The sequence below is a fragment of the Marivirga tractuosa genome (genome assembly GCF_042140215.1).
Taxonomy (GTDB): domain Bacteria; phylum Bacteroidota; class Bacteroidia; order Cytophagales; family Cyclobacteriaceae; genus Marivirga; species Marivirga tractuosa_A.
In genome coordinates, this window is the sequence record NZ_CP159478.1 from 4,474,488 (window position 1) to 4,496,972 (window position 22,485).

General features: G+C 34.0%; 15 protein-coding genes and 1 pseudogene. 6 read left to right on the forward strand and 10 right to left on the reverse strand.

Annotated elements, in window-relative coordinates; all coding sequences use genetic code 11:
* Nucleotides 1-25 precede the first annotated feature (25 nt).
* On the forward strand, nt 26-1,744 hold the full coding sequence (locus tag ABWH96_RS19935) for a hypothetical protein (protein WP_375579246.1): 1,719 nt from the start codon (nt 26-28) through the stop codon (nt 1,742-1,744).
* Between the two features lie 208 nt (nt 1,745-1,952).
* Here the strand turns inward: ABWH96_RS19935 and ABWH96_RS19940 are convergent, their stop codons facing one another.
* The 5 genes from ABWH96_RS19940 to ABWH96_RS19960 form a co-directional block, all read right to left on the reverse strand.
* Nucleotides 1,953-2,507, reverse strand: a complete 555-nt coding sequence (locus tag ABWH96_RS19940) for a hypothetical protein (RefSeq protein ID WP_375579247.1) — start codon at nt 2,505-2,507, stop codon at nt 1,953-1,955.
* Between the two features lie 107 nt (nt 2,508-2,614).
* Nucleotides 2,615-5,020 carry a PKD domain-containing protein gene (locus ABWH96_RS19945; protein WP_375579248.1) on the reverse strand — a complete coding sequence of 802 codons (2,406 nt, stop codon included), beginning with the start codon at nt 5,018-5,020 and terminating at the stop codon, nt 2,615-2,617.
* 318 nt (nt 5,021-5,338) lie between these two features.
* Nucleotides 5,339-7,735 carry a PKD domain-containing protein gene (locus ABWH96_RS19950; RefSeq protein ID WP_375579249.1) on the reverse strand — a complete coding sequence of 799 codons (2,397 nt, stop codon included), beginning with the start codon at nt 7,733-7,735 and terminating at the stop codon, nt 5,339-5,341.
* Between the two features lie 174 nt (nt 7,736-7,909).
* Nucleotides 7,910-8,626: a LytR/AlgR family response regulator transcription factor gene (locus tag ABWH96_RS19955; protein WP_375579250.1), complete on the reverse strand. Its 717-nt coding sequence runs from the start codon at nt 8,624-8,626 to the stop codon at nt 7,910-7,912.
* Nucleotides 8,595-10,103: a sensor histidine kinase gene (locus ABWH96_RS19960; protein ID WP_375579251.1), complete on the reverse strand. Its 1,509-nt coding sequence runs from the start codon at nt 10,101-10,103 to the stop codon at nt 8,595-8,597. Before ABWH96_RS19960 ends, ABWH96_RS19955 begins: the two co-directional genes overlap by 32 nt.
* 195 nt (nt 10,104-10,298) lie before the next feature.
* Here ABWH96_RS19960 and uvrA point away from each other — a divergent pair.
* A pseudogene (gene uvrA / locus ABWH96_RS19965) lies at nt 10,299-13,126 on the forward strand (excinuclease ABC subunit UvrA).
* Nucleotides 13,127-13,131: 5 nt separating this feature from the next.
* Here uvrA and ABWH96_RS19970 read toward each other — a convergent pair.
* The 3 genes from ABWH96_RS19970 to ABWH96_RS19980 all read right to left on the reverse strand — a co-directional run bounded on the left by ABWH96_RS19970 (nt 13,132) and on the right by ABWH96_RS19980 (nt 14,952).
* Nucleotides 13,132-13,581: a hypothetical protein gene (locus tag ABWH96_RS19970; protein WP_375579252.1), complete on the reverse strand. Its 450-nt coding sequence runs from the start codon at nt 13,579-13,581 to the stop codon at nt 13,132-13,134.
* 53 nt (nt 13,582-13,634) lie between these two features.
* Nucleotides 13,635-14,483, reverse strand: a complete 849-nt coding sequence (locus ABWH96_RS19975) for an HAEPLYID family protein (protein WP_375579253.1) — start codon at nt 14,481-14,483, stop codon at nt 13,635-13,637.
* Between the two features lie 88 nt (nt 14,484-14,571).
* Entirely contained in the window at nt 14,572-14,952 is a 381-nt protein-coding gene (locus ABWH96_RS19980) for a hypothetical protein (RefSeq protein WP_375579254.1), read from the reverse strand.
* 107 nt (nt 14,953-15,059) lie between these two features.
* On the opposite strand from ABWH96_RS19980, the gene gdhA reads away from it, so the two are divergent.
* Nucleotides 15,060-16,418, forward strand: a complete 1,359-nt coding sequence (gene gdhA / locus ABWH96_RS19985; protein ID WP_375579255.1) for an NADP-specific glutamate dehydrogenase — start codon at nt 15,060-15,062, stop codon at nt 16,416-16,418.
* A gap of 77 nt (nt 16,419-16,495) precedes the next feature.
* Here the strand turns inward: gdhA and ABWH96_RS19990 are convergent, their stop codons facing one another.
* Nucleotides 16,496-16,717 (reverse strand): hypothetical protein, encoded by a 222-nt coding sequence (locus ABWH96_RS19990; protein ID WP_375579256.1) that lies wholly within the window; start codon nt 16,715-16,717, stop codon nt 16,496-16,498.
* Nucleotides 16,718-16,866: 149 nt separating this feature from the next.
* On the opposite strand from ABWH96_RS19990, the gene ABWH96_RS19995 reads away from it, so the two are divergent.
* From ABWH96_RS19995 to ABWH96_RS20005, 3 genes are all read left to right on the forward strand, one after another.
* The gene (locus ABWH96_RS19995; RefSeq protein ID WP_375579257.1) at nt 16,867-18,342 is read left to right on the forward strand and encodes a DUF5687 family protein; all 1,476 of its coding nucleotides are present in this window, start codon (nt 16,867-16,869) and stop codon (nt 18,340-18,342) included.
* A 4-nt stretch (nt 18,343-18,346) separates the two neighbouring features.
* Nucleotides 18,347-19,054: an ABC transporter ATP-binding protein gene (locus ABWH96_RS20000; RefSeq protein ID WP_375579258.1), complete on the forward strand. Its 708-nt coding sequence runs from the start codon at nt 18,347-18,349 to the stop codon at nt 19,052-19,054.
* A gap of 569 nt (nt 19,055-19,623) precedes the next feature.
* Nucleotides 19,624-19,854, forward strand: coding sequence for a hypothetical protein (locus ABWH96_RS20005; protein WP_375579259.1), 231 nt, complete (start codon nt 19,624-19,626; stop codon nt 19,852-19,854).
* Nucleotides 19,855-19,908: 54 nt separating this feature from the next.
* Here ABWH96_RS20005 and ABWH96_RS20010 read toward each other — a convergent pair whose 3' ends face one another.
* On the reverse strand, nt 19,909-22,458 hold the full coding sequence (locus tag ABWH96_RS20010; RefSeq protein ID WP_375579260.1) for a M14 family metallopeptidase: 2,550 nt from the start codon (nt 22,456-22,458) through the stop codon (nt 19,909-19,911).
* Nucleotides 22,459-22,485: the final 27 nt, after the last annotated feature.

A 22,485-nucleotide genomic window follows, 5' to 3' on the forward strand; every position in this document is an offset into this window, starting at 1 on the left:
TATATTTACCAAAAAACTTATTATCATGCGTATATCAAGACTTTTAGCACTTTCTACACTTTTTTTAATTCAAATCCATTTCACCTATTCTCAAGAAGTTGAAATTTCACATTCAGTTGAAAAATTGACATTAAGCGAAGACGGGAGATATTCTTTAGTGAAAGGTGGAAATAGTTATACTATCCTAAATAATAAAACAAAAGAAAAAGTATTAGAAACTGAATTAATTAATCCTTTAAAAGAGGCAGCAAAAAATAAAACAGGCGGAACAAGCATGTTAATATTTGGTGCATTAAACAGAGCTGTTTCATTTGAATATAGCTCTGACACCACTCTTATTAAAGGTTATGATTTAACGAGTGGTAAGCAAATCTATAAGTTAGATACCATTACGCTTGGGGTTTCATATGCTGAGGAATTTGTGAAATCAGTAATGTTGGTGGTAGGGCCAGAAGATAAAAAAATAAGAACTGGTAATGATGCTGAAGTTCAAAATTTACGAATGAGAGGTAAACGGGAAGGCAGTGTAGTATTGAATAATTCAACCTTAAAAACATGTATTCATCCTATAGGAGAATTGAATGCTATGCTTATAGTCGCTAGAGAAGGCGTTTTATTTTTTGATGTAGTAACAGGAATTATAAAATGGAATCAAGTAGATTTTCCTTCAGGAATTGCCGAAGCTATTTACATCCCCAAACAAAACTCAATTGTTCTTGCCAATGCTTATGCAACAGACTTCAATAAAGCTTTTGCTAAAAAAGTAATCTTTAATGTAGCTGCCAGCACTGGAGAACTTCTTTGGGAAACAGAATATAGCAGTAATTACAAACCAAACCGAAGCTTTGTTGTAGATAACCGATTGTTATTAGATTATTATGGAATGGAAATATTCGACTTAAATACGGGTGAAAGCTTGGGGATGAATGTTGATCAAGAAAGGGTGCTGAAATTCAGTAAGTTATTTGATGGTGCATCTGCCGCTTACGCTTCTGGGCAAGAGACTAGCCTTTCTACAGTAGCAGCCTATATACCGCCTGTAATAGCTGACGGATTTGCTTACTATTCAGTCGGCTTAGTGCAAGGTGAACCTTGGATGTATGGCAATGATAAACATATCCAAAAAATAGACCTAATGACAGGTGATATAGTTTGGACATCAGAAAAAGTAGTTGGAATTAATACTGAATTGTCTCAAATGAATCTGGTAAATGATAATCTGATTTTAAAATATAAGGGGACTGGTCTTAAAAGTCAATATGAACTTTATTGGTTAGATATTCAGACTGGAAAAATATCAAAACGAGTGGAGAAAATTAAAACAGATAGGAATCAAGAATTAGTAAATTTTCAATATGATGAAAATTATCTAGTGGACTATGACAAAGAAGGAATGGCCTATTATGATTTAAAATCTGCTGAATTAATCAAAAGAGAAGACAGAAAAGATTTAGCTATAAATTCTTCTTGGGTCAATCAAGATATAGTATTTTTTTATGAAGATGCTGTAGAAATAGTGAGAAACCAAAAAACCACTTCTTACAAATTAGATATGCCTGAGTTAGCTTATTCTATTAATGGAATAATTATAATTGAAGGAGCAAATGAAGTATTAACTATTGATTCAACTACTTTAAATGAAATTTCTAAAACAAGCTTTGAATCAAGTTCATTTGTTGTTTTACCCGATGAAAACACTGTAATAGAGCAGAGAGAAAATTCGGTTGTTTTTAGCGAGCTTTAAATTAAAATTTGTCAGGCACCTTTCTAAGATCATAATGAAACCGGTCTGACTATCGTCTGACCTAACTGATGTGATATAGTCAGACTAGCAAAATAAAGGCATCAGCCTCAAAAAAACCGCCTCCAATGGAGGCGGCTTTCCGGCTTAAAATGAAAAAACAACACCTAAACAAACACCCGTTTTGCTTAGGTCTCGTTTTCATGTTCAATTACATTTTCAAGGTAATGCCTAGGGTCAAATAGCTTAAGGCTCCTCTTCCTCCCTCACCAAACATGGCGAAGTTATCGCTAAAGTAATAACGAACTCCTAGTGCTGGTCTTAAGAATACAAAATCAACTTCTCCTTCACTATTGGTATCTCCTGTATAAGTCAATACCTCAAAGCCAAAATTGGCTAAAATATATAAATCCCACTTGGAGTCATCAATGTCTACATCCAGTTCTTCTTTAAGCAAAGTGCTATAATGAAAAGAGCCTCTACCCCCAAAAGCAATTATATTAAATCCGTAATCATTATTCAAATAAGAATATCTCCAGCTCTTATAACCTACATAAGGTCCAATTCCAAAATATTCGTGTACGCCTATTTCATAATTAGCAGTAAGAGCTGGTAAACTATAGGTTTGATTACCTACTAGTCCATATCCATAATAGCCTAAGCCAATACCGGGACTAAATAAATTATCACCTTTTTGGTAGACTTGAGCTCTAGCATCAAATGCCAAAATGCTGAATACCGCTATTATTATTATAAATTTCTTCATGATTTATGTATGTATTAAAATTATAATCGTATAAAATTTAGCCAACTCATTTATATTAGAATTCATTTTCCAATTATTAAGAGTTGGCTAAATGTGTGTTATTTCAATTATAGAAACTGAACATTATCTCCTCCATTAGCTGAAAATGAATTTTCAGCTTCAACTGTACTTACTGCACTAGCATCTGTATTATCGATACCATTTACCACATCTCCAGATCGAACAATCAAACCTTCATTATCACTATTAGTCAATGTACAGTCATAAATATCTAATTTTCCTTCACTCACAAGAATATTGGCATATCTGCTCGCACCACTAATATATTCAAGTCTTTGACCATCAGAACCACCATAGGAAATCTCAGTATGCCTAAATTCATTAAGTGCAGATTGCGATTTAATTAGTATCCCAGCCCACTTTATATTACCAGACACATTTGAGGAGGTAAATTTAATTGGGTTAGAATCACTACCTACTGATTTGATAGAACCGTCAGATGTTACAGTAAATATTCTTTCTTGATCAAATCTCAATTCTGCTCCTTCGCTAATTTCTAAATCAGATTCCACATCTACGTCTGTTGTAAATATAAAATAGGCATCGCCATTTAAATTATTTATGGTTTGATCCTTACTCATATCTCCAATATATATTCTCACACCATCATCTCCATTTCCTGAAAAACTAGTATTCGCATCTATTTTACCAATCTCATCAAAATTTATGGACATAGCATAATCGTTATTGTCTATAAATTCATTACTAGAAAAAGTATTTATAGAATTCTCCATTGCGAATATCCCTTCACTTTTTCCATTTGAAATTAAGGAATTTGATATAGAGATTTGGCCAGTTGCTTCTATACCGATATTTGCAAACCTGCTCGCACCTTCAGTGTAGAACATTCTTGATTCACCGCCATAAGAAACTTCCACATGATCTAATTCATTTTGAGCATTTCCTGATTTTACTAATAACCCTCCCCAATATAGGCCACCTGAGATATTTGAGGAAGTCATAACTATCTTATTATCCGATGTTCCAACAGCTTTTAGCAATCCAGTTGTTTCAACTGTAAAAAACTCATCTTGATCAAACTCCATCTTAACTCCAGCACCAATATTTAATTCACTCTCTAAGGTTATATCACCAGATACTCTAAAACTTTGATCATTTTTTAAAGCAACAATACTTTGGTCATCAGTCATAGTGGACTGAAAAACTCTTATATAATTCCTATTGCCATTATCAGCGACATTTGTGTTGCCATCTATCTTTCCAATCATGTTAAAAGGAATGGAAAATGCATAATCACCATTATCTTTGAATTCATTATTTTCGAAATCAACAAGTCCGTTTGAAATTACATATCCACCCTGACCTAAACTGTTCGATATTGTTGAATTTTTAATACTCAATTTCCCATTATCAGTGATTCCTATGTTTCCAAACTGACTTGCCCCATTAGTATAAAATAATCTAGAATTTCCAGCATGGGATACTTCTGTATAACTTAATTCATTGTTTACATTACCTGAATGTATAATTAATCCACCCCATTTTATATTACCTGCAATATTGGAACTTGTAAACTTGATACTATCGCTTTCAGTACCTACTGCTTTTAAAACTCCTTCTGATTCGACCTCAACAAAAGCATCCTCAACTACTTGAATGAATACACCTGGTTCAATTGTTAATTCTGCATTTATATCAATACTTCTTGTAATGATATAATCAGGTAAGCTTGGGTCCTCATATAAATTTTCTAAAGTTGTATTAGTATCAAAATTGGCATTTATCTCAACCGGTGAAACCTCAGCCTCAATTGCTACCTCAGCTGTACTTTGATTACCATTTCCATCATCAACTGTTAAGGTAATGGTATAATCTCCTGGTAAATCCGCTGTAAATTCAAGTGTAGCTGTCTCTTGGTTTGCTAAAGTTGGCTCACTATCAGTTGGAGCCGAAGTCACTTCCCATAAATAGGTTAAATCATCTCCTTCCGGATCCGAAGAATTTGCTCCTGATAATTCAATAGTGTTGCTTACATTTATAACATTATTGTTATTGTCTGGTGAAATTGTCTGTCCATTAGCATCTGTAATGATTGCTTCTGGTGCTTCATTATTATTCTCTTCTGCACTTATCACCACATCATCAGTAGCGGTATTCCCATCAGGATCTTCTACTGTTAAAGATGCGGTATAATCACCTGCCACATCTGGAACAAAAGTAGCTCGTTCACTTGAAGCATTAGATAAACCTGCACTACTTCCTGTTGGGCTTTGTGTCAATTCCCAACTAAAAGTTAGATCTCCACCCTCTGGGTCTGATGAATTACTTCCGTTTAGCGTTACGGTACTACCTACAAAAGCATTAATATCCGTTCCTGCTTCTGCTGTTGGTGGATCACCTATAGTAGTTTCATCATCCTTTTTACATGCTAGTGTAAATACTAGTGCTATTAATAGCACTGTCCATTTGTTAAATAATTTTAAGTTTTTCATAATTGTTTAGATATAGTTTTTTCCTTTCATAATGCTATACACCAATTTTCTCCTTACTGGGTCACATTTTTTAAAAAATTATTGAAAATATTGTCTAATTCTAAAACCTCCTATTTTTAAATGGCACTTCTTTGTCTATACTTGAAGACTACAGATTATGACCAAGCCTGAAACAAAAATCACCTCAAAAGGAAAATATTTCCTGTTTTAAATTAAATACAATGGCTAAAGACTATGTTGAATGAATTTTAACCCTCTATTAAAGAGAAAATGGCATCTGCGATAAAATCACAGATACCATTTTAAATCATTTATAAACTACTCCTGAAAAACATTGCCGAGGGCATTATCTGACAAAGTATTATCCGCTTCGAAAGTTGCCGGAGTTACTCCACTTCCCGATGCAATTGCAATTCCATATCCTGCACTATTCGTAATTCTACAATCTTGTACATCTACAAATGAATCTATTGTAAAATCCTGAACATTTAGGTTTGCTTTTTCAACACTATATTCTGTGCTACCTCCGTAGGAGATATCCACAAATTGCAGCTTATTACCCACATTACCTGTGGCAAAAAATTGAATTCCCTTCCATGCTCCTGCTGTTTTTGTTTTACCAGTGAATACAATTCTTTCAGAATCTGTTCCAACAGCATTCATACTACCATTTATTCTAAAACCTTCGTCTGCCTCAAATTCCAGTACTACACCTGGTTCAATTGTAAGATTTCCGTCTATAACAATTTCTCCATCCACAAGAATTGGAGCTCCTACATTTTTCCAAGTTATATCATTTTCAAGTGAAGATGATGATGGACTGAAAGCTTCAATATAGTCACTACCATTGCCTTCAAGATACTCAGAGGTGTTATCAAGATATTTTATTTGTTCAGGATCAATTTTTATTCCTGCCAAATTATTATCGATGAACTGATTATTGGTAAATTCAGGAAACTCAGCATCAGATCGATAATCCATCGATAAACCATACCCATCGCTGTTTCGACTGATCACATTATTTATTTTCAGTTTTGAAGTTCCTAAAAAATAACTAACTCCTAAATTTGATTTCCCTATTGTGGAAGAAATCTCAGTAGACCCACCATATTCTAAAGTCACATAATTAAGTTCATTAAGCACATTATTGGTATCAACAAAGTATAATCCTCTCCAAAAACCAGAGGTTTTATTAATACCTGAGAAAAGAATTGGTTCAGACTCAGTTCCTATGGCAATTAGGGTGCCTGTAGAAGTTACACGCATATAATTATCACTTCCAAATTCTAAAATAACACCAGCATCTAAAGTCAATTCAGCATTAACATCTATATTAGCATTGATATGATAAGGTATGTCATTATTTAATGCCGACCAATTCGCATCTTCAGAAACTGAAGCACTACTAGAAGCTGTGAAAACTTCAACCGCATCTTTTTGATTATTCTCAATTACTGTATTTCCATCTATATCGCCTGCTGCCAATATAGAAATATACATAGCAGTCCCATTATTATTTTTGATTACATTATTTGTAAACTCTGGAAAACGTGCGTTTGCACGATAATCTAACGTAATTCCACGACCATCTGCATCTCTAATTAATGTATTATTTACCTTTAAATTTGAAGAGCCTAAAAAATAGCCTATACCTATATTTCCTTTGCCTATAGTACTGTTAAACTCTGTACTACCACCATATGAAACCCTACAATAAGTCAACTCATTAGCATTACTTTCTGAATCAGAGAAATATAAGCCTTTCCAATAACCAGGAGTTTCATTTAATCCAGTGAAAATGATACTATCACTTTCTGTACCTATAGCAGAAAGCGAACCTTCACTTGACACATTAAACCCAACATTTTCTACAAATTCAATCTTCACACCCGGATTGATAGTTAATAAAGCATTAATAGCGATATCTGACACAACTCTATAATCTGGTAAGCTTGAATCATCGTAAATATTCTCTAAGGTTGAATTCTCATCAAAATTCTCATCAATTATTACTGGTTGAACCTCTGCTTCAATCGTCACCTCTGCGATGCTTTCATTACCATTCCCATCATCAACTGTTAAGGTAATTGTATATTCACCTGGTAAATCAGCAGTGAAATCTAGATTAGCCGTTTCTGCATTGCTTAAAGTTGGAACGCTATTAGCTGGTGCAGCAGTAACTTCCCACAAATAAGTTAAATCATCTCCCTCTGGATCAGTTGAATTAGCTCCTGTTAATTGGAAAGTGTTACCCACGTTAATTACGTTATTATCATTACTTGGAGCTATAGATTGATTATTAGAATCAGTGATTATCGCCTCCGGTGCCTCATTCACGTTTTCCTCTGCAGCTATCACTACATCATCAGTAGCAGTATTTCCATCAGGATCTTCAACTGTTAGTGTAGCCGTATAATCACCCGCTACGTCAGGAACAAAAGTTGCCCGTTCACTAGATGCATTAGATAAACTTGCACTACTTCCCGTAGGAGTTTGGGTTAGTTGCCAACTAAAAGTTAATGCCCCACCTTCCGGATCTGATGAATTGCTACCGTTTAATGTTACATTACTTCCCACAAAAGCGTTAATGTCAGTTCCTGCGTTTGCTCTTGGTGGATCACCCTTATCTGGCTCTTCATCTTCCTTACAAGCAAGTGTAAATACTAGTGCTAATAAAAACACAGTCCATTTGTTGAATAATTTTAAGTTTTTCATTTTTTTTTGGTTTAGTTAACTCTATTTAGATTCTCAAATTGTACTCTGAACTACTATTAATACAATTTTTTCTAAATATATAGCAATTATAAAGCTAAAATAAGTATTCTACAAATTAGAAATAGTATACATTAGGTTTCAGTTAGTAAGCAGTTAGGTTGGATGAGTAGCAATTTAAAACTGTAAAAAATTACTAACCTTTTCTTTATAGCTTTTTGAGATAGGATAAATCTTTTTATTCATCATTTCTAATGAACCTCCGTCACTTTTAAGGTATCTATTGATAAATTCTGTATTTACTAAATAAGATTGGTGAATTCTTAGAAAGGTATTTGAATTAATAGCCTGCTCAATAAACTTCAACGTTTTACTAACTGTATTGATAGTTCCATCTTTAAGGTGAATGATGCAATAATTATTATTGGATTCACAGGCAACTATTTGGTTATACGGAATATAGGTTGTGCCATGCATATCATTAATGGCCAATCTTTCATTAGTAAAATGCTTTTGTTCTTTATATATTTCAAGGAAGGTTTTAGAAACAACTTCTTTCAACTCTGATGCATCAATGGGTTTTAGTAAAAAGGCTTCTGCCTTAAATTTATAAGCTGGAATGGCATATTTGCTATGTGCAGTAGTAAAAATGACTCTAACATTAAAATCACCTATTGTTTCTAAAAATTCCAATCCATTCATTTCTGGTAAATCTATGTCCAAAAAGAGTATATCTGGTTTTTCGGAAATAAGCAAAGCCATACCTTTTACTAAATTTTGAGCCTCGCCTACAATAGTAATTTCATCACTACAAAACCTATTGAGATCAAACTTTAAAGTCTCTAGACAATGAAGTTCATCATCAATTATAATTGCTCTCAATTTTCTTTCCATCAATAATTAGAGGTAAATATAAAATTACTTTTGTTCCAGCTGATGCTCCATTTTCCAAATAGAGATCCTTTATTTCCAATTTTGCTTGATTGCTATCTAACAAATTTAAACGTTTTTGTGTAAGATCGACCGCCATAGATTTTTTCTTACCCAGTTCAGCAAATTTATTTTCATTATCTTCTTTATTCCTTCCTTTCCCATTGTCTTGGACTTCAAACCTAATTAGAGAATTAGAGGCTAAGCTTATATTAAGACTTATTAATTGGTCTTGTTTAGAGTTATCAACCCCATGCACTATGGCATTTTCCAAAAAAGGTTGTAAAATTAATGGAGGAATGCTTACCTCATTTATATTAACTGCATCATCTACCTCAACAATATACTCAAAACTATTATCAGCACGCATTCGCTCGATTCTCACATAAATTTTAAGCATCTTCAATTCTTCTCTTAGATTTACATATTCGTTTTCACTACTCTCCAAAATATATCTTACCAAGCGCGAAAAATCAGTTAGGTAATCATAGGCTTGATGTGCATCATTTTTAATGATTAATGCTCTGATCGCATTTAATGCATTAAACAGAAAATGAGGTTTCATTTGGCTTCTTAATGCGGTCATTTTTACACGATCGATTTCTTTTTCAAGTGAAAGTTTCAAAACCTTTTGTTTTTCCTTTTCAAAAAGTTGCTGCTCGTTTATGAGGGCTTCACTTCGTTCTAATACCTGCCTTTTTAGATCTTCATTATATCTATTCAATAATTCTTCCTTCTCTTGGATTTCAGAAATCATTCGCTCCTTAAATATATTTCTTTCTTTTTGAATCAGGCTAGACCTATATGCTAAACCTAAAGAAAACAATAGAATTTCTAAAAGAGTACCAATTCGCATGTAAATTACATCCAAAGCGAAAACAGATACTACAGCTCCAACTAAAAATAATATGGATCCAACCATATAAAATATCACAAGTTTATTCTTGGCCTGTGCTAAAATTACTATTTGCATATAGATGGTAGCAATAGTCGCAATTGTCCGCTCGATATATGACAGCCAATCATTAAAGAACTCATTATTAACGGTAGTAATATTAAGAATAGAAAGTATTATGGATACCAAAAAAAAGATTCTGACATAGTAGGCAGCTCTGTAGAAAATAGGATAATCCTTTTTTGCATTTAAAAATAGCATCCCAAATTGAAGAGCTGCAAAATGGGCTATGTATTGAAAGGTATCAGATATATAAAAATTTATTCTGGGGAAATACGCTTCTATTTCACTGGTGATATTATTATATATAAAATCAGATCTTGAAAACAGATAAATTCCAAGCACAAAAATATAGAGAGAATAATAGAAATAAATTGCTTTTTTTTCATATGCGTAAACACCAAGGGCATACAACAGAACAAAAAACATTATACCTAAAAAACCAATGTTGATTAAATCAACCCAATACATTTGATTAATATCCATTCTTATCTTGAAAACATGGGCTATTACAAAGGGCTATATTAATAAAAAATAATTAATTAGTTTCATGAAAATTATAATCTTGATCAGCAAAGCTATACTCATTTCTCTATCCTGTTAATTATAGTAAGAATTCATTTAACTTATCCACCCAACAAATTCCTTTTTCTCGGGTTAGCCTTTTATCTTTGTAAGCTTATGGAAGTAGTCGAAAAATTAAATGGTCAAGTTGATTTTGAAAACCTTGACCCTAAAAAATATATCATCATTAAAGGTGCCCGGGTTAATAATTTAAAAAACCTTAGCGTTGCCATTCCAAGAAATAAATTAGTCGTAGTTACAGGACTTTCTGGTTCAGGAAAATCTTCATTAGCTTTTGATACTTTATTTGCCGAAGGGCAAAGAATGTATGTAGAAAGCCTGAGCTCATATGCCCGACAGTTTTTAGGCAGAATGGAAAAACCAGAGGTCGATTATATAAGAGGGGTTTCTCCAGCAATTGCCATTGAACAAAAAGTAAACACCCGAAATCCTCGCTCAACAGTAGGCACGACTACAGAAATTTACGACTATATGAAACTCCTTTTCGCTAGAATTGGAGTCACCTACTCTCCTAAAACTGGGAAGATAGTAACACGCGATACTGTTACCAGTATTTCAGATGAAATTCACCAACATAAGGAAGGTGAACGTTTCATGATTTTAGCTCCTTTGATTGTTCCTAAAGGAAGAACTTTACAACAAGAACTAGAATTACTTTTAAGTAAGGGATATACTAGAGTTGTATACAAAGATGAGGTTTTACAGATAGAAGATATCTTAGAGGAAAATCAATCCTTGAAGAGAAAAGATTTATTCATATTAATTGATAGGACTTCAGTTCAGAAAGAGGATGAAGACAATCAGTTCCGAATAGCCGATTCCATTCAAACCGCTTTTTTCGAAGGACATGGAGAATGCATCATTGATTATGTAGAATCAGATGGTAAAAAGCATACAATGATCGTTTTGAATTGGACGGAATTCAATTTGAAGAGCCCTCCATCAATTTATTTAGTTTCAATAATCCTTATGGGGCTTGCAGAACTTGTGAAGGTTTCGGAAAAATATTGGGAATCGATGAAGATTTAGTGATCCCGGATAAAACACTTTCAGTTTATGAAGGAGCTATTGCGCCATGGAAAGGCGAAACCATGAAAAAATGGGCTGAGCCCTTATTAAAACATGGAATTGAATTTGACTTCCCTATCCACCGTCCGATTGAAGAACTTTCTCAAAAAGAATATCAATTACTCTGGGAAGGCAATAAATACTTTAAAGGATTGAATGATTTCTTCGATCATTTGCAATCGAAAATGCACAAAATTCAATATAGGGTTATGCTTTCTCGCTACAGAGGAAGAACCGTATGTCCAGATTGTAAAGGTACCCGCTTAAGAAAAGACGCAGGTTATGTGAAAATCAATGATGCATCTATTATTGATTTGGTTTTAAAGCCAATTGATAAATTAATTGAATTTTTCAGTGGCATAAAACTCACTGAAAATGAGCAAAAAATAGCCGGAAGAATTCTAAAGGAAATCAATAATAGATTGGAATACCTGATGGAAGTAGGTTTGAGCTACCTCACGCTCAATAGATTAACTTCCTCTCTTTCAGGTGGTGAGTTTCAGCGGATAAAATTGGCTACTTCTTTGGGAAGTGCTTTGGTAGGATCCATGTATATTTTGGATGAACCTTCTATTGGCTTGCATCCAAGAGACACCGCTCGATTGGTTAAAGTATTGAAATCCTTAAGAGATATGGGTAATACAGTCATCGTGGTAGAACATGAAGAAGAAGTAATGCTGGAAGCCGATGAAATTATCGATATTGGACCTGATGCTGGAGTTCATGGTGGAAACTTGGTTTTCCAGGGAAATTTGGATGAATTAAAAAAGGCTGATAATACCCATACTGCAAGATTCTTAAATGGAAGCAATGAAGTAGCCGTTCCGAAAAGCAGAAGAAAATGGAAAAACAGCATTTCCATAAAAGGAGCTAAAGAAAACAACCTCAATATTAAAGAAGTGAAAATTCCTTTAGAGGTTGTGACGGTTGTGACTGGAGTTAGTGGCTCTGGTAAATCTACTTTGATTAAAAAGATTTTGAATCCAGCATTAGCCAAAATGATTGGTCAAGGCAGCACGGAAAGCACAGGGAAATTTGAAAAGCTGGACGGTGATTATAAAAAAGTAAAATCCATTGAATTCGTGGATCAGAACCCTATTGGAAAATCTTCTCGCTCCAATCCAGTAACTTACGTAAAGGCTTATGATGCCATTCGACAATTATTTTCAGATCAGACTTTAGCCAAACAAAGAGGCTATAAACCTGCCTTTTTCAGTTTCAATGTGGATGGTGGAAGATGCGAAATGTGCCAGGGAGAAGGCATCCAGAAAATTGAGATGCAGTTTATGGCAGACATAGAACTGACCTGTGAAAGTTGTAAAGGTAAGCGATTCAAAAATGAGATTCTTGAAATTAACTACTCAGGTAAAAACATAGCAGACGTACTGGATATGACGGTAGAAGAAAGCTTAGAATTCTTCGCTGGTAATAATCCCATCATCAATAAACTACAGCCCCTTTTTGATGTAGGTTTAGGTTATATTCGCTTAGGTCAATCTTCCAATTCATTAAGTGGTGGAGAAGCGCAAAGAGTGAAATTAGCATCCTATTTAGGTAAAGGAGGAAGTCTAAAAAATGATCATAACCTCTTTATTTTTGATGAGCCTACAACTGGTTTGCATTTCCACGATATTAAAAAATTATTAGAATCCATTAATGCTTTAATCGAGCAGGGCAATTCAGTAATTATTATTGAGCATAATATGGAAGTGATCAAAACAGCCGACTGGATTATTGATTTAGGGCCTGAAGGCGGTGAAAAAGGCGGGAAAGTTGTTTTTGAAGGACTTCCTGAAGATATGGCTAAGATAAAGGGCAATCATACTGCTCAGTTTTTGAAGGAAAAATTAAAGTAATTTTATTAATCCACTTTATTCAGTTTGAATGTGTAGAAGCCATGATCATCATAAACTTCTAAGTTCAAGTTGTTAAAACCAATTTTAGTAGCATTACTGTAAAAACTAAATTTTTCACGGTGGATATGATCAAAGAATTCCATATCTAGTGTATAAATTCTTTCATTTCCATCGTGATATTGGGTTTTATGAAGTGTTAAAAACCAATCACCACTGAAATATGCATCTAATGAAGCATCATAGTATTCAGCAAATCCATCGTCATAAAATGTGATTTCATCTCCTCTATAATCATCCATTAAATTTTCTCTAAAAAGAGCGAAATCCCCTTTATAAAAAGCACGGTCAAAATACCAACCGCCTTCAATTCGATTTTCTCTTCTTTCTAATCTTCCACTATCGGTGCAGGAAGAAATAAAAATAACAATCAGTAAAAAGTAAGATAGCTTTTTCATAGGTCTGATTTTTGATTTATTTTTTTAAACCAAAAACCAGACCAAATTGAATTTTATTTGTGTTTATGGCCAGGTTCATAAATCAACCTTATGAAACTGCTTAAGCGTTCTCTTTCTCTATTTATAGGTATTCCTCCCACAATACCAACTAGCAAATTATTAGAAATAGACACTCTCATTTGAGGCCTGATAGTCATATCAAAATCATTTGCCGCAAGAGTTTTATTAAACTCTACTCCAATAAAATTACGTGTATTAGGTATCATATAATGAAAACTAGTATTGATTTCATATTCAAATTCACTTTCCAATTCATTATTAAAAGGAATAAATAGTCTTGGTTCAGTATAAATTAATGAATGAAATCCATTTCTCCAGTTGGTTGCCGCAATTAGAAATGGATTCACCACATCTCCTTCAAAAACTGAATTGCTGCTAATACTTTCTAAGGCAGTAAAAACAAACTCATTAATTCCACCGATGGCCATGGAAGTATTCATTTTTTCGGACACTAAAAATGTCCACTGAAATGCCGTTTTAATTGATTCAATTCGATTGGAAGGACGCAAACCATTTGATGCTTCCAAACCATTTGAAGTATAAATGGATACGGGTACTTCAATTTCCAAACCCAACCTGTCCTTTACAGCCCACTCGTATTCTACCAAGGCTTCGTACTTATCATAATTTAAACGATCGAACATTCCTAAGCCTACATTCCATTCCCTTTCTCCTTTTCTGGCCCCTAAATCTCGAATAAGATCAATAAAGAGTGGTTCTGCATGTTCAATTTTTAATGCTTTTTCCGAATTATCATTATCTGCCTCTTGAGACTTAGCAGAATTTATTGAGCATAATAATAGTATTGCTATAACTACAGCTATAGATTTATTGTAAATCATTGTTGTAATAATTTAAATGAGTAAACCCTGAATAATAGAGTTATTAAATAATTTTGATCAACAGAATAGTTGATTTTTAGAAAGTGATTTACAGAAATTTGGGTGGTGGTGTATCAAGCAATTGATACCCCTTGGCTAATCTAAAAATAGGATATATAGATTGATTTTTACTTCTATTATTTTTTACATGAGTTAAATCTAAATTTAAGGTGGTATTCAAAAATTTCTGAATCCCATCTACTAAATTATCTGAACTATCATCATGTTCATCGGTCTCAAATAAATCTGAATTTACAGCATCTTCGACCAAAATCTCCAAAAGACCAGCAGCATTATTCTCAATTGCCATATTTGGATTGAAACGCTCCATTTCAGGTATTAAAATATTATTAAGCAAAATAGAAATGAGTATAACAGAAGAAACTATTTTACCAGTTTTGGATGCGATATATTTTCTGAGGAATTTCAATTTAAATCCAAAATAATAAATATAAGAGCAACAAACGTACACAGAATCTGTTTGGTTTAATAATTTTTCCCATATTTAATAATCCAAAATCCTTCAACTTAATTTTTATGTCTGAGAACGAATTATTAGAGCAAATAAAAAAGAGAAACCCCAACGAGCCAGAATTTATTCAAGCAGTTGATGAGGTTATTTCCTCAATCGGAATAGTTTTTAAAAAACATCCTGAATATCATAAGCTGAAGTTGTTAGAAAGAATGGCGGAACCCGAGCGTTTGATTTCATTTCGGGTAAATTGGCTAGATGATGATGGCGAAGTTCAGGTTAATAGAGGATTCCGTGTGCAGATGAATAGTGCCTTAGGGCCTTATAAAGGAGGGTTAAGGTTTCATCCTTCGGTTAATCAAAGTATTTTGAAGTTTCTGGCTTTTGAGCAAATCTTTAAAAATGCATTGACTGGATTGCCATTAGGAGGCGGAAAAGGAGGAGCCGATTTTGACCCTAAAGGAAAATCAGATAACGAAATCATGAGGTTTTGTCAAGCTTTCATGAGTGAGTTATATCGCCATATAGGCCATTTTACAGATGTACCAGCTGGAGACATAGGGGTTGGTGGAAGAGAAATTGGCTATTTGTTCGGTACTTATAAAAAATTACAAAATGAGTTTACGGGTGTCCTTACTGGAAAAGGCAGAGAATGGGGCGGTAGCTTAATCAGACCAGAGGCTACAGGCTATGGGCTAGTTTACTTTTCTCAATATATGTTGGAAAAAATTGACAATAGTTTGAAGGACAAAAAATGCATTGTGTCGGGCTCTGGCAATGTAGCTCAATTTACTTTAGAAAAATTAATTGAATTAGGTGCTAAACCGATTACGGCTTCGGACTCTTCAGGATACATTATAGATGAAGAAGGAATTGACACCGAAAAACTAGAACATATTAAGCAAATTAAAAATATTAATAGAGGCAGAATTTCAGAATATCTAGAAAAATACCCCGATGCTAAATATGAAGAAGTAGATAGTGAAAAAGACCATAATCCTTTATGGAAAACTAAAGCTGATTGTGCTTTTCCTTGCGCTACTCAAAATGAAATCAATAAAAAGGATGCTGAAAACCTCAAAAAAACTGGTATAAAACTACTAACAGAAGGAGCCAATATGCCATTGACTCCTGAGGCTATTGATATCATCTGCGAATCTGAAATTTTATACGCTCCAGGCAAGGCTACAAATGCTGGCGGTGTGGCTGTTTCAGGATTGGAAATGAGCCAAAATAGAATAGGTGTTTATTGGTCGAGAGAAGAAGTGGACGAAAAATTAAAAAACATCATGAAAAATATTCATGAAAATTGCGTAAAAACAGCCGAAGAATACGATTTGAACCAACATGACTATTTAGCTGCAGCTAATATTTTTGGTTTTCTTAAAGTGGCCGATGCGATGAAAGCTCAGGGAGTTATGTGATTATAAAGTTAAGTTGTCATAACATTTTTAATTTCATTCTGAAAATTAATTTATTGTTATGACAGCTAATGCCGCTTTTAATCGGGATCACCACTGCATTTACAAGTTCTATTTCTTCCCGAAGTGGATGTGATCCCTCGCTTATAACCATTGTTCTCACAACATTCTTGACAGACTTCACTATAAGATATAGGATCGCTTGATGCACCTACACAAGCATCAATTTCTTCCCCACCGCAAGAGGACATTACAAAACCGAAAATTAGGATGGCCAAGACTGTTTTTGTAAAATTTTTCATCACTTTACAATTTATTGATTCTGTTATCATCACACTTTTCTACATTAAATTGGGTCAATAAACACATAAAATAATTCCAATTATCAAATAAGTCTTTGAAAATAAAAGTGTATCAATTAGTTTTCAACTTACTATCAACCTTTATTAGTATGAAATGGATTTTAAAACATCAATGGCTAAATTTTAGAAGATCACCTTCTTTTGAAAAGGACATAGGCATCAAAATTTTTCTGGCTATTTTAGGCTTACTTGTTTTGATGAATTTAATAGTTGTAAGTGCAAATCTGAATGAAACATTAACCGCTTTGGGGGTAGATTCAGATCCGACCCAATTGGTTAATCAATTTCTTCTTTACTATTTTATAAGTGAATTGGCAATTCGTTATATCATGCAAACTGTTCCGGTTTTGGATATTGAACCATATTTACACTTGCCTATAAAGAAAAAGCTAATCACTAGATTTTTATTGATTAAGTCTATTATAAACCCTTACAACCTGATTGCTCCAGCTATTTTCATCCCACTGACCATTAGCACCTTTATCCCAGCTATAGGAATGGAAAAATCATTAATATGGTTGGCGTTTACTCTTCTTATATCACTTTGCCTACATTTTTTCAATATTCTTTTGAAGAAAAAATTGGAAAGTAAAAATATAGTTTGGGTCATTTTCGCTTTAATAATCGTAGTTAATTATGCAGGTAATCAGTATTTTAACTTTACTTTAATCCCATTGGGTAATTGGGCAATAGTAATTTATAATTCACCGATACTTTTATCCATACCTATCATATTATTAGGGTATTTGATATATACTAGTTTCCAATTTTTTTATCAAAACCTTTATTTAGAAGATTTATTTGATGCCAAAATGATGTCAGGGGAGAAAATAACTGGTAAACTTAGCAATTGGGAAAATAAAGGCATAATTAACACTTTAATTGTTCAAGAGCTCAAATTAATCCTACGACACAAAAGGAGTAGATCAAGTATTATGATGGCAGGAATATTCCTATTCTACCCATTATTCATCTTTAGTATGGGAAAAGAAACGCAACAATCTAGCGCTATGGCTATTTTTGTCAGCATCTTTTTCACTGGAATATTCATCATTCAATATGGGCAGTTTTTATGGAGCTGGAATACAAATCAAATGGATTTCTTCTTAACGAAAATAAACCCCTATACACATTGGGTGGAATCAAGATATCGTCTGTTAATATATTCGGTCTTGATCACTTCTGTGCTTTCCCTTCCCTATTTCTATTTTGGTTATGAATTGATGATGATTATGGGAGCCACGGCCATTTATAATGTAGGAATTAACAGCATGTTGATTATGCGGATGAGCCTTTGGGGCCCCAAACCAATAGAATTGGATAAAAGCTCTATGATGAACTACCAGGGGGTAGGAGCGGCACAATTTGTAGTAGGAATTCCGCTGATTGTAGGCCCTGTAGCAGTATATGCTATATTCGCAAGCATCTGGAATGGACAAATAGGTATTTTAGCTATTGCCTTAGTGGGGCTAATTGGTTTAATTTTTAGAAAAGCCTTTTTCAATTCGATTGCAAAAAAATTAAAACAAGATAAATACAAACTTATTTACGACTTAACCATTTAGAAAAGTGATCAAAATCAACAACCTTAAAAAAAGCTATAAGCAAATAACAGTCTTAGATGTTCCTGAAATGGAGATTCCAGAAGGCCAATCCTTTGGTTTGGTTGGAAATAATGGGGCAGGAAAAACAACGCTATTGAGAATTATGCTGGACCTGATTCGTGCGAGCGAAGGGGAAGTATTGATAGATGATGATGCAGTTAACAATAGTGAAGAATGGAAAAACTTTACAGGTTCATTTATTGATGAGAAATTCCTGATAAGTTATCTCACTCCAGAAGAATATTTTCAATTTATTTCAAAAATTAGAGGAGTAAGCAAGGGCGATTTAGATCAGCACCTCAATCTATTTGAACCACTTTTCAATGACGAAATATTTGGGAAAAAGAAATACATCAGAGATCTATCAAAAGGAAACAAGAAAAAAGTAGGAGTTGCTGCGGCCTTATTGGGTGACCCTAAGCTTGTTTTATTAGATGAACCTTTCGAAAATTTAGACCCAACCAGCCAAATTCGCTTGAAAAAAATCATTCAACAATTTCAGGCTGAAAAATCAGTCACCTTTGTAATATCAAGCCACGATCTTAATCATGTTACAGAAATTTGCGAACGTATAGTGATTTTGGATAAAGGTGAAATTGTAAAAGATATAAAAGTAACAGAACGTACTTTACAGGAACTTACAGATTATTTTGGGGAGCATGCGGGGATTTAAAAATAACATTTGATTAAAAAACTGACCCATATTAGAAAATAAGGTATGAAATAAGTATTAAATCTATTGTTTTCCTTGCTAGGACACCTTAATTAATCAAATCATTGATATTTTAGACAACTATTGTAAAACTGATAAGAAACACATTAAATGACCTTAATAAAAGGATGAAATATGTTAATTTTTTTTTGTTGAGCTCATTAATAGCTAACTCCCCCACTTTCGCCTAAAGCGAAAAAGCGGGCTGGAGGGTAAAATGGCGGGCAAGCGTTGGCCTTTTTGGGTAGTAGCATCATTTTACCTAGATTTTTTGCCAGCCAATAGCTGGTCAGCCTCTGGCCGACATACTTTTTCATCAATGGAAAAAGTATGAAAGGGAAATCTAGCATTTATACTCAGAAATTTAGAGTATATTGTTTGAATTTGCTCTCTGGGACACCCGAATTTATTAAAATATTGCCATCAGGACATTTAAACACACTTATCAAAATTAACCGAGAAAAACAGGAAAACTGACCCATTTTAAAAAATAAGGTGTGATATAAGTATTAAATCTAAATGCTGTAATTATGAAAAAGCTTTTTTACTTATTGATGTTCATTGGGTTCCTCTCCTTTGGTTTAACTGCATGTGGCGGTGAAGAAATTGATGCTTGTGTTGCTGTGGCAAATAATGCCAACAATCATGATGATGCGGTAGTTGCTTGTGATGATTGTTGTCGAAGCAATGGTTATAAAAGAGGTGTAACCACCACAAAAAACAGCAACACAACTTGTGAATGCAGCGGTGAAGAAGATTAAATATCTTTAAGTCGAAATAAAAACCAGCTCAAATGAGCTGGTTTTTATATATGATTATTCCCCAGCTCTTCCACTAATAGTCTGACCATAAAAGACAGCGTTCATAAGCAAGCGATTGGTTCCATACCAGAATGCTCTAAAATTAGTGTTATCGGTAAAGGAAATTACTTTTCCTCCACCCACTCGACTTACCGTTACAGCTGAGGTACCTTTCAACTTTTCGGCATTCTCTTCTGAAATATAACCATTCAACAATGGTGATTGCGTATATCTAATCGGATTAGCATATTGATTTTTGGATTTTTCCATGAACAATGTACTATTTCTGAAAATAGGCATTCTCTCATTTTTCAATCCATAAGTAAGCGGATGGCTTAAATCCAATTCTACTTCAAAAATAGCTCCTCCAATTACCTGTGCACCTCTATTGTTGCCCAAATCTTCATATGCTTCATAACCTGTAGTATCTGGCTTATTTTCTGCAAACTTCACTTTTGATAATTTTTGATCAGAAAGCCATTTTGCCGCAGATTTATAAGCAATGATAGTACCTCCAGCTTGTGTCCACTGTTGTATTTTATTCTTTTGACTTCCAATACTTCCATAACCCCAGCCATTCGGCATAATCAAAACATTATATCTACTTAAATCCACTCTGGTAAAGTCATTAACATCTATTTTAGTAATCGGCATTTCATAATGCTGATCCATCAAAAACCAAATCTCACCAGCATCATAAGAACTGATACCATCTCCTATAATCATGGCAATTTTCGGCTGGTTCAATGATTCAAATGCAGGACTTCCTAAGTTGATCCCATTTGTATTGCCGCTTTTCATAGAATAAATATTTACACCAGAATTATCAATTGCATCCTCCATAATCTGATAAATTTGAATAGGTGTTTGCTCTTGTTGCTTTACCGGAATTAAAATTGAACCAATGGCTAAGGTTGTTCCATCTTTTAAGACAATTTCCTTGGTATTGACTTTAGTTCTGATACCAGCTTCCTGTATTTTATACAATGCTTTTGGTGCATAAAAATCATGCCATTCCATGATGTAAGCATATTCACTTTTACCACCTATAATGCTTCCTTCAGGCCGCATAGAAGCTTCAAATTTTTCCCCTAAAAGGTCACTGTTGAAATTTCGCTTATCCAGACTTTTATAATCTAAGTTATAGGACATCCCCATATTAAAGGCAGATACATCATAAAAAAGACTATCCGTAAAACTGGTTCTTACATCAAAAATAGCTTTAATCAACCTACTTTGATATTGATTGGTTGGAATGATATAGCTATTGTCAGTTTGAAAACCATTGGTGCTTTTGGCCAATTTATGAACTTCAATTTCATGTCTGTCCAACATTTCTGCAAAACGATATAATTTAGAAGCATCTTGATCTGAAACTACCCAAGCTTGTTCATTAGCTTCGGAAGCCATATTTACAGAATTCTTATAAAAATCTCTTTGGAACCCAAGCAATTCTTCTCGCATTTCATATCCAGCTTGAAGTGTACTTAAAGAAGCGGTAAATTGATTCTTGATGGTAAAAGGAAATTCTAAAACTCCATTTACACTTTCTTGTGCATGTCCTCTTGAGCTGGCTTGTTCGAACAAAATTCCTATTGCCCCTTGCACATCTGGGAAAGTGGAGCCTTTTCCATAATAAAAATCATCAAAGCTTTCTTTACTGTAATAAAGAGAGCCTATTCTATCTAAAAATCTCGCATGATATTCACCGATTTGCCCTGTCAGGTCTTGATTTTTCTGGGGAGTGATGGGGTGCGTTCTTTCAGGAATTCCAGGTTGAAAAAAGAAAGTACTATTGGTTCCCATTTCGTGATGATCCGTCAAAATATTAGGTTTCCAGGCATGAAATTGCGCAATTCTATTCTGCGACTCAGCTAACTGCACCGGCAACCAATCCCTGTTCATATCAAACCAATAATGATTCGTTCTGCCTCCAGGCCAAACCTCATTAAATTCTCGATCATTCGGATCGGTCACTAAGTTTTCGCTTTTGTGCATGTTCGCCCAATTAGCAAATCGGTTCAAGCCATCAGGATTGAATGCAGGATCCAGTAAAACGACCACATTTTTCAATTTATCCTCAACGTCTGAACCTTGAGCCGCAGCTAAGTAATAGGCTGTCAACATAGAAGCATTGCTTCCACTTGGTTCATTACCGTGAATAGAAAAGCCCATCATCACCACTGAAGGCATCTGTGCTATATCTAAATTTGAAGATGAGCTAGGATCTGTTAATTGTTTATGCTCAGTTTTAATTTCATCAATTTTAGAATGATTATCAGGATGAGTGATGGTCAATAATAATTGAGGTCTGTCTTCATAAGTCTTTCCAGTTTCAATTATAGTAATTCTATCGGAAACATCAGCCAATGCTTTCATATAATACACCAACTTATCATGGGTAACATGCCATTCGCCTACTTGATGCCCAATAACACTTTCAGGCGTTGGGATACTAGAGTCATATTCCAAACTGTCAGGTAGAAAATAAGATAAATCTTTTTGAGCGAAGGAAGAATTCACTGCAAATAATAGGATAATAATGTATGCTATATATTTCATCATATAATAAAGTTTGATTTCAAATTACAG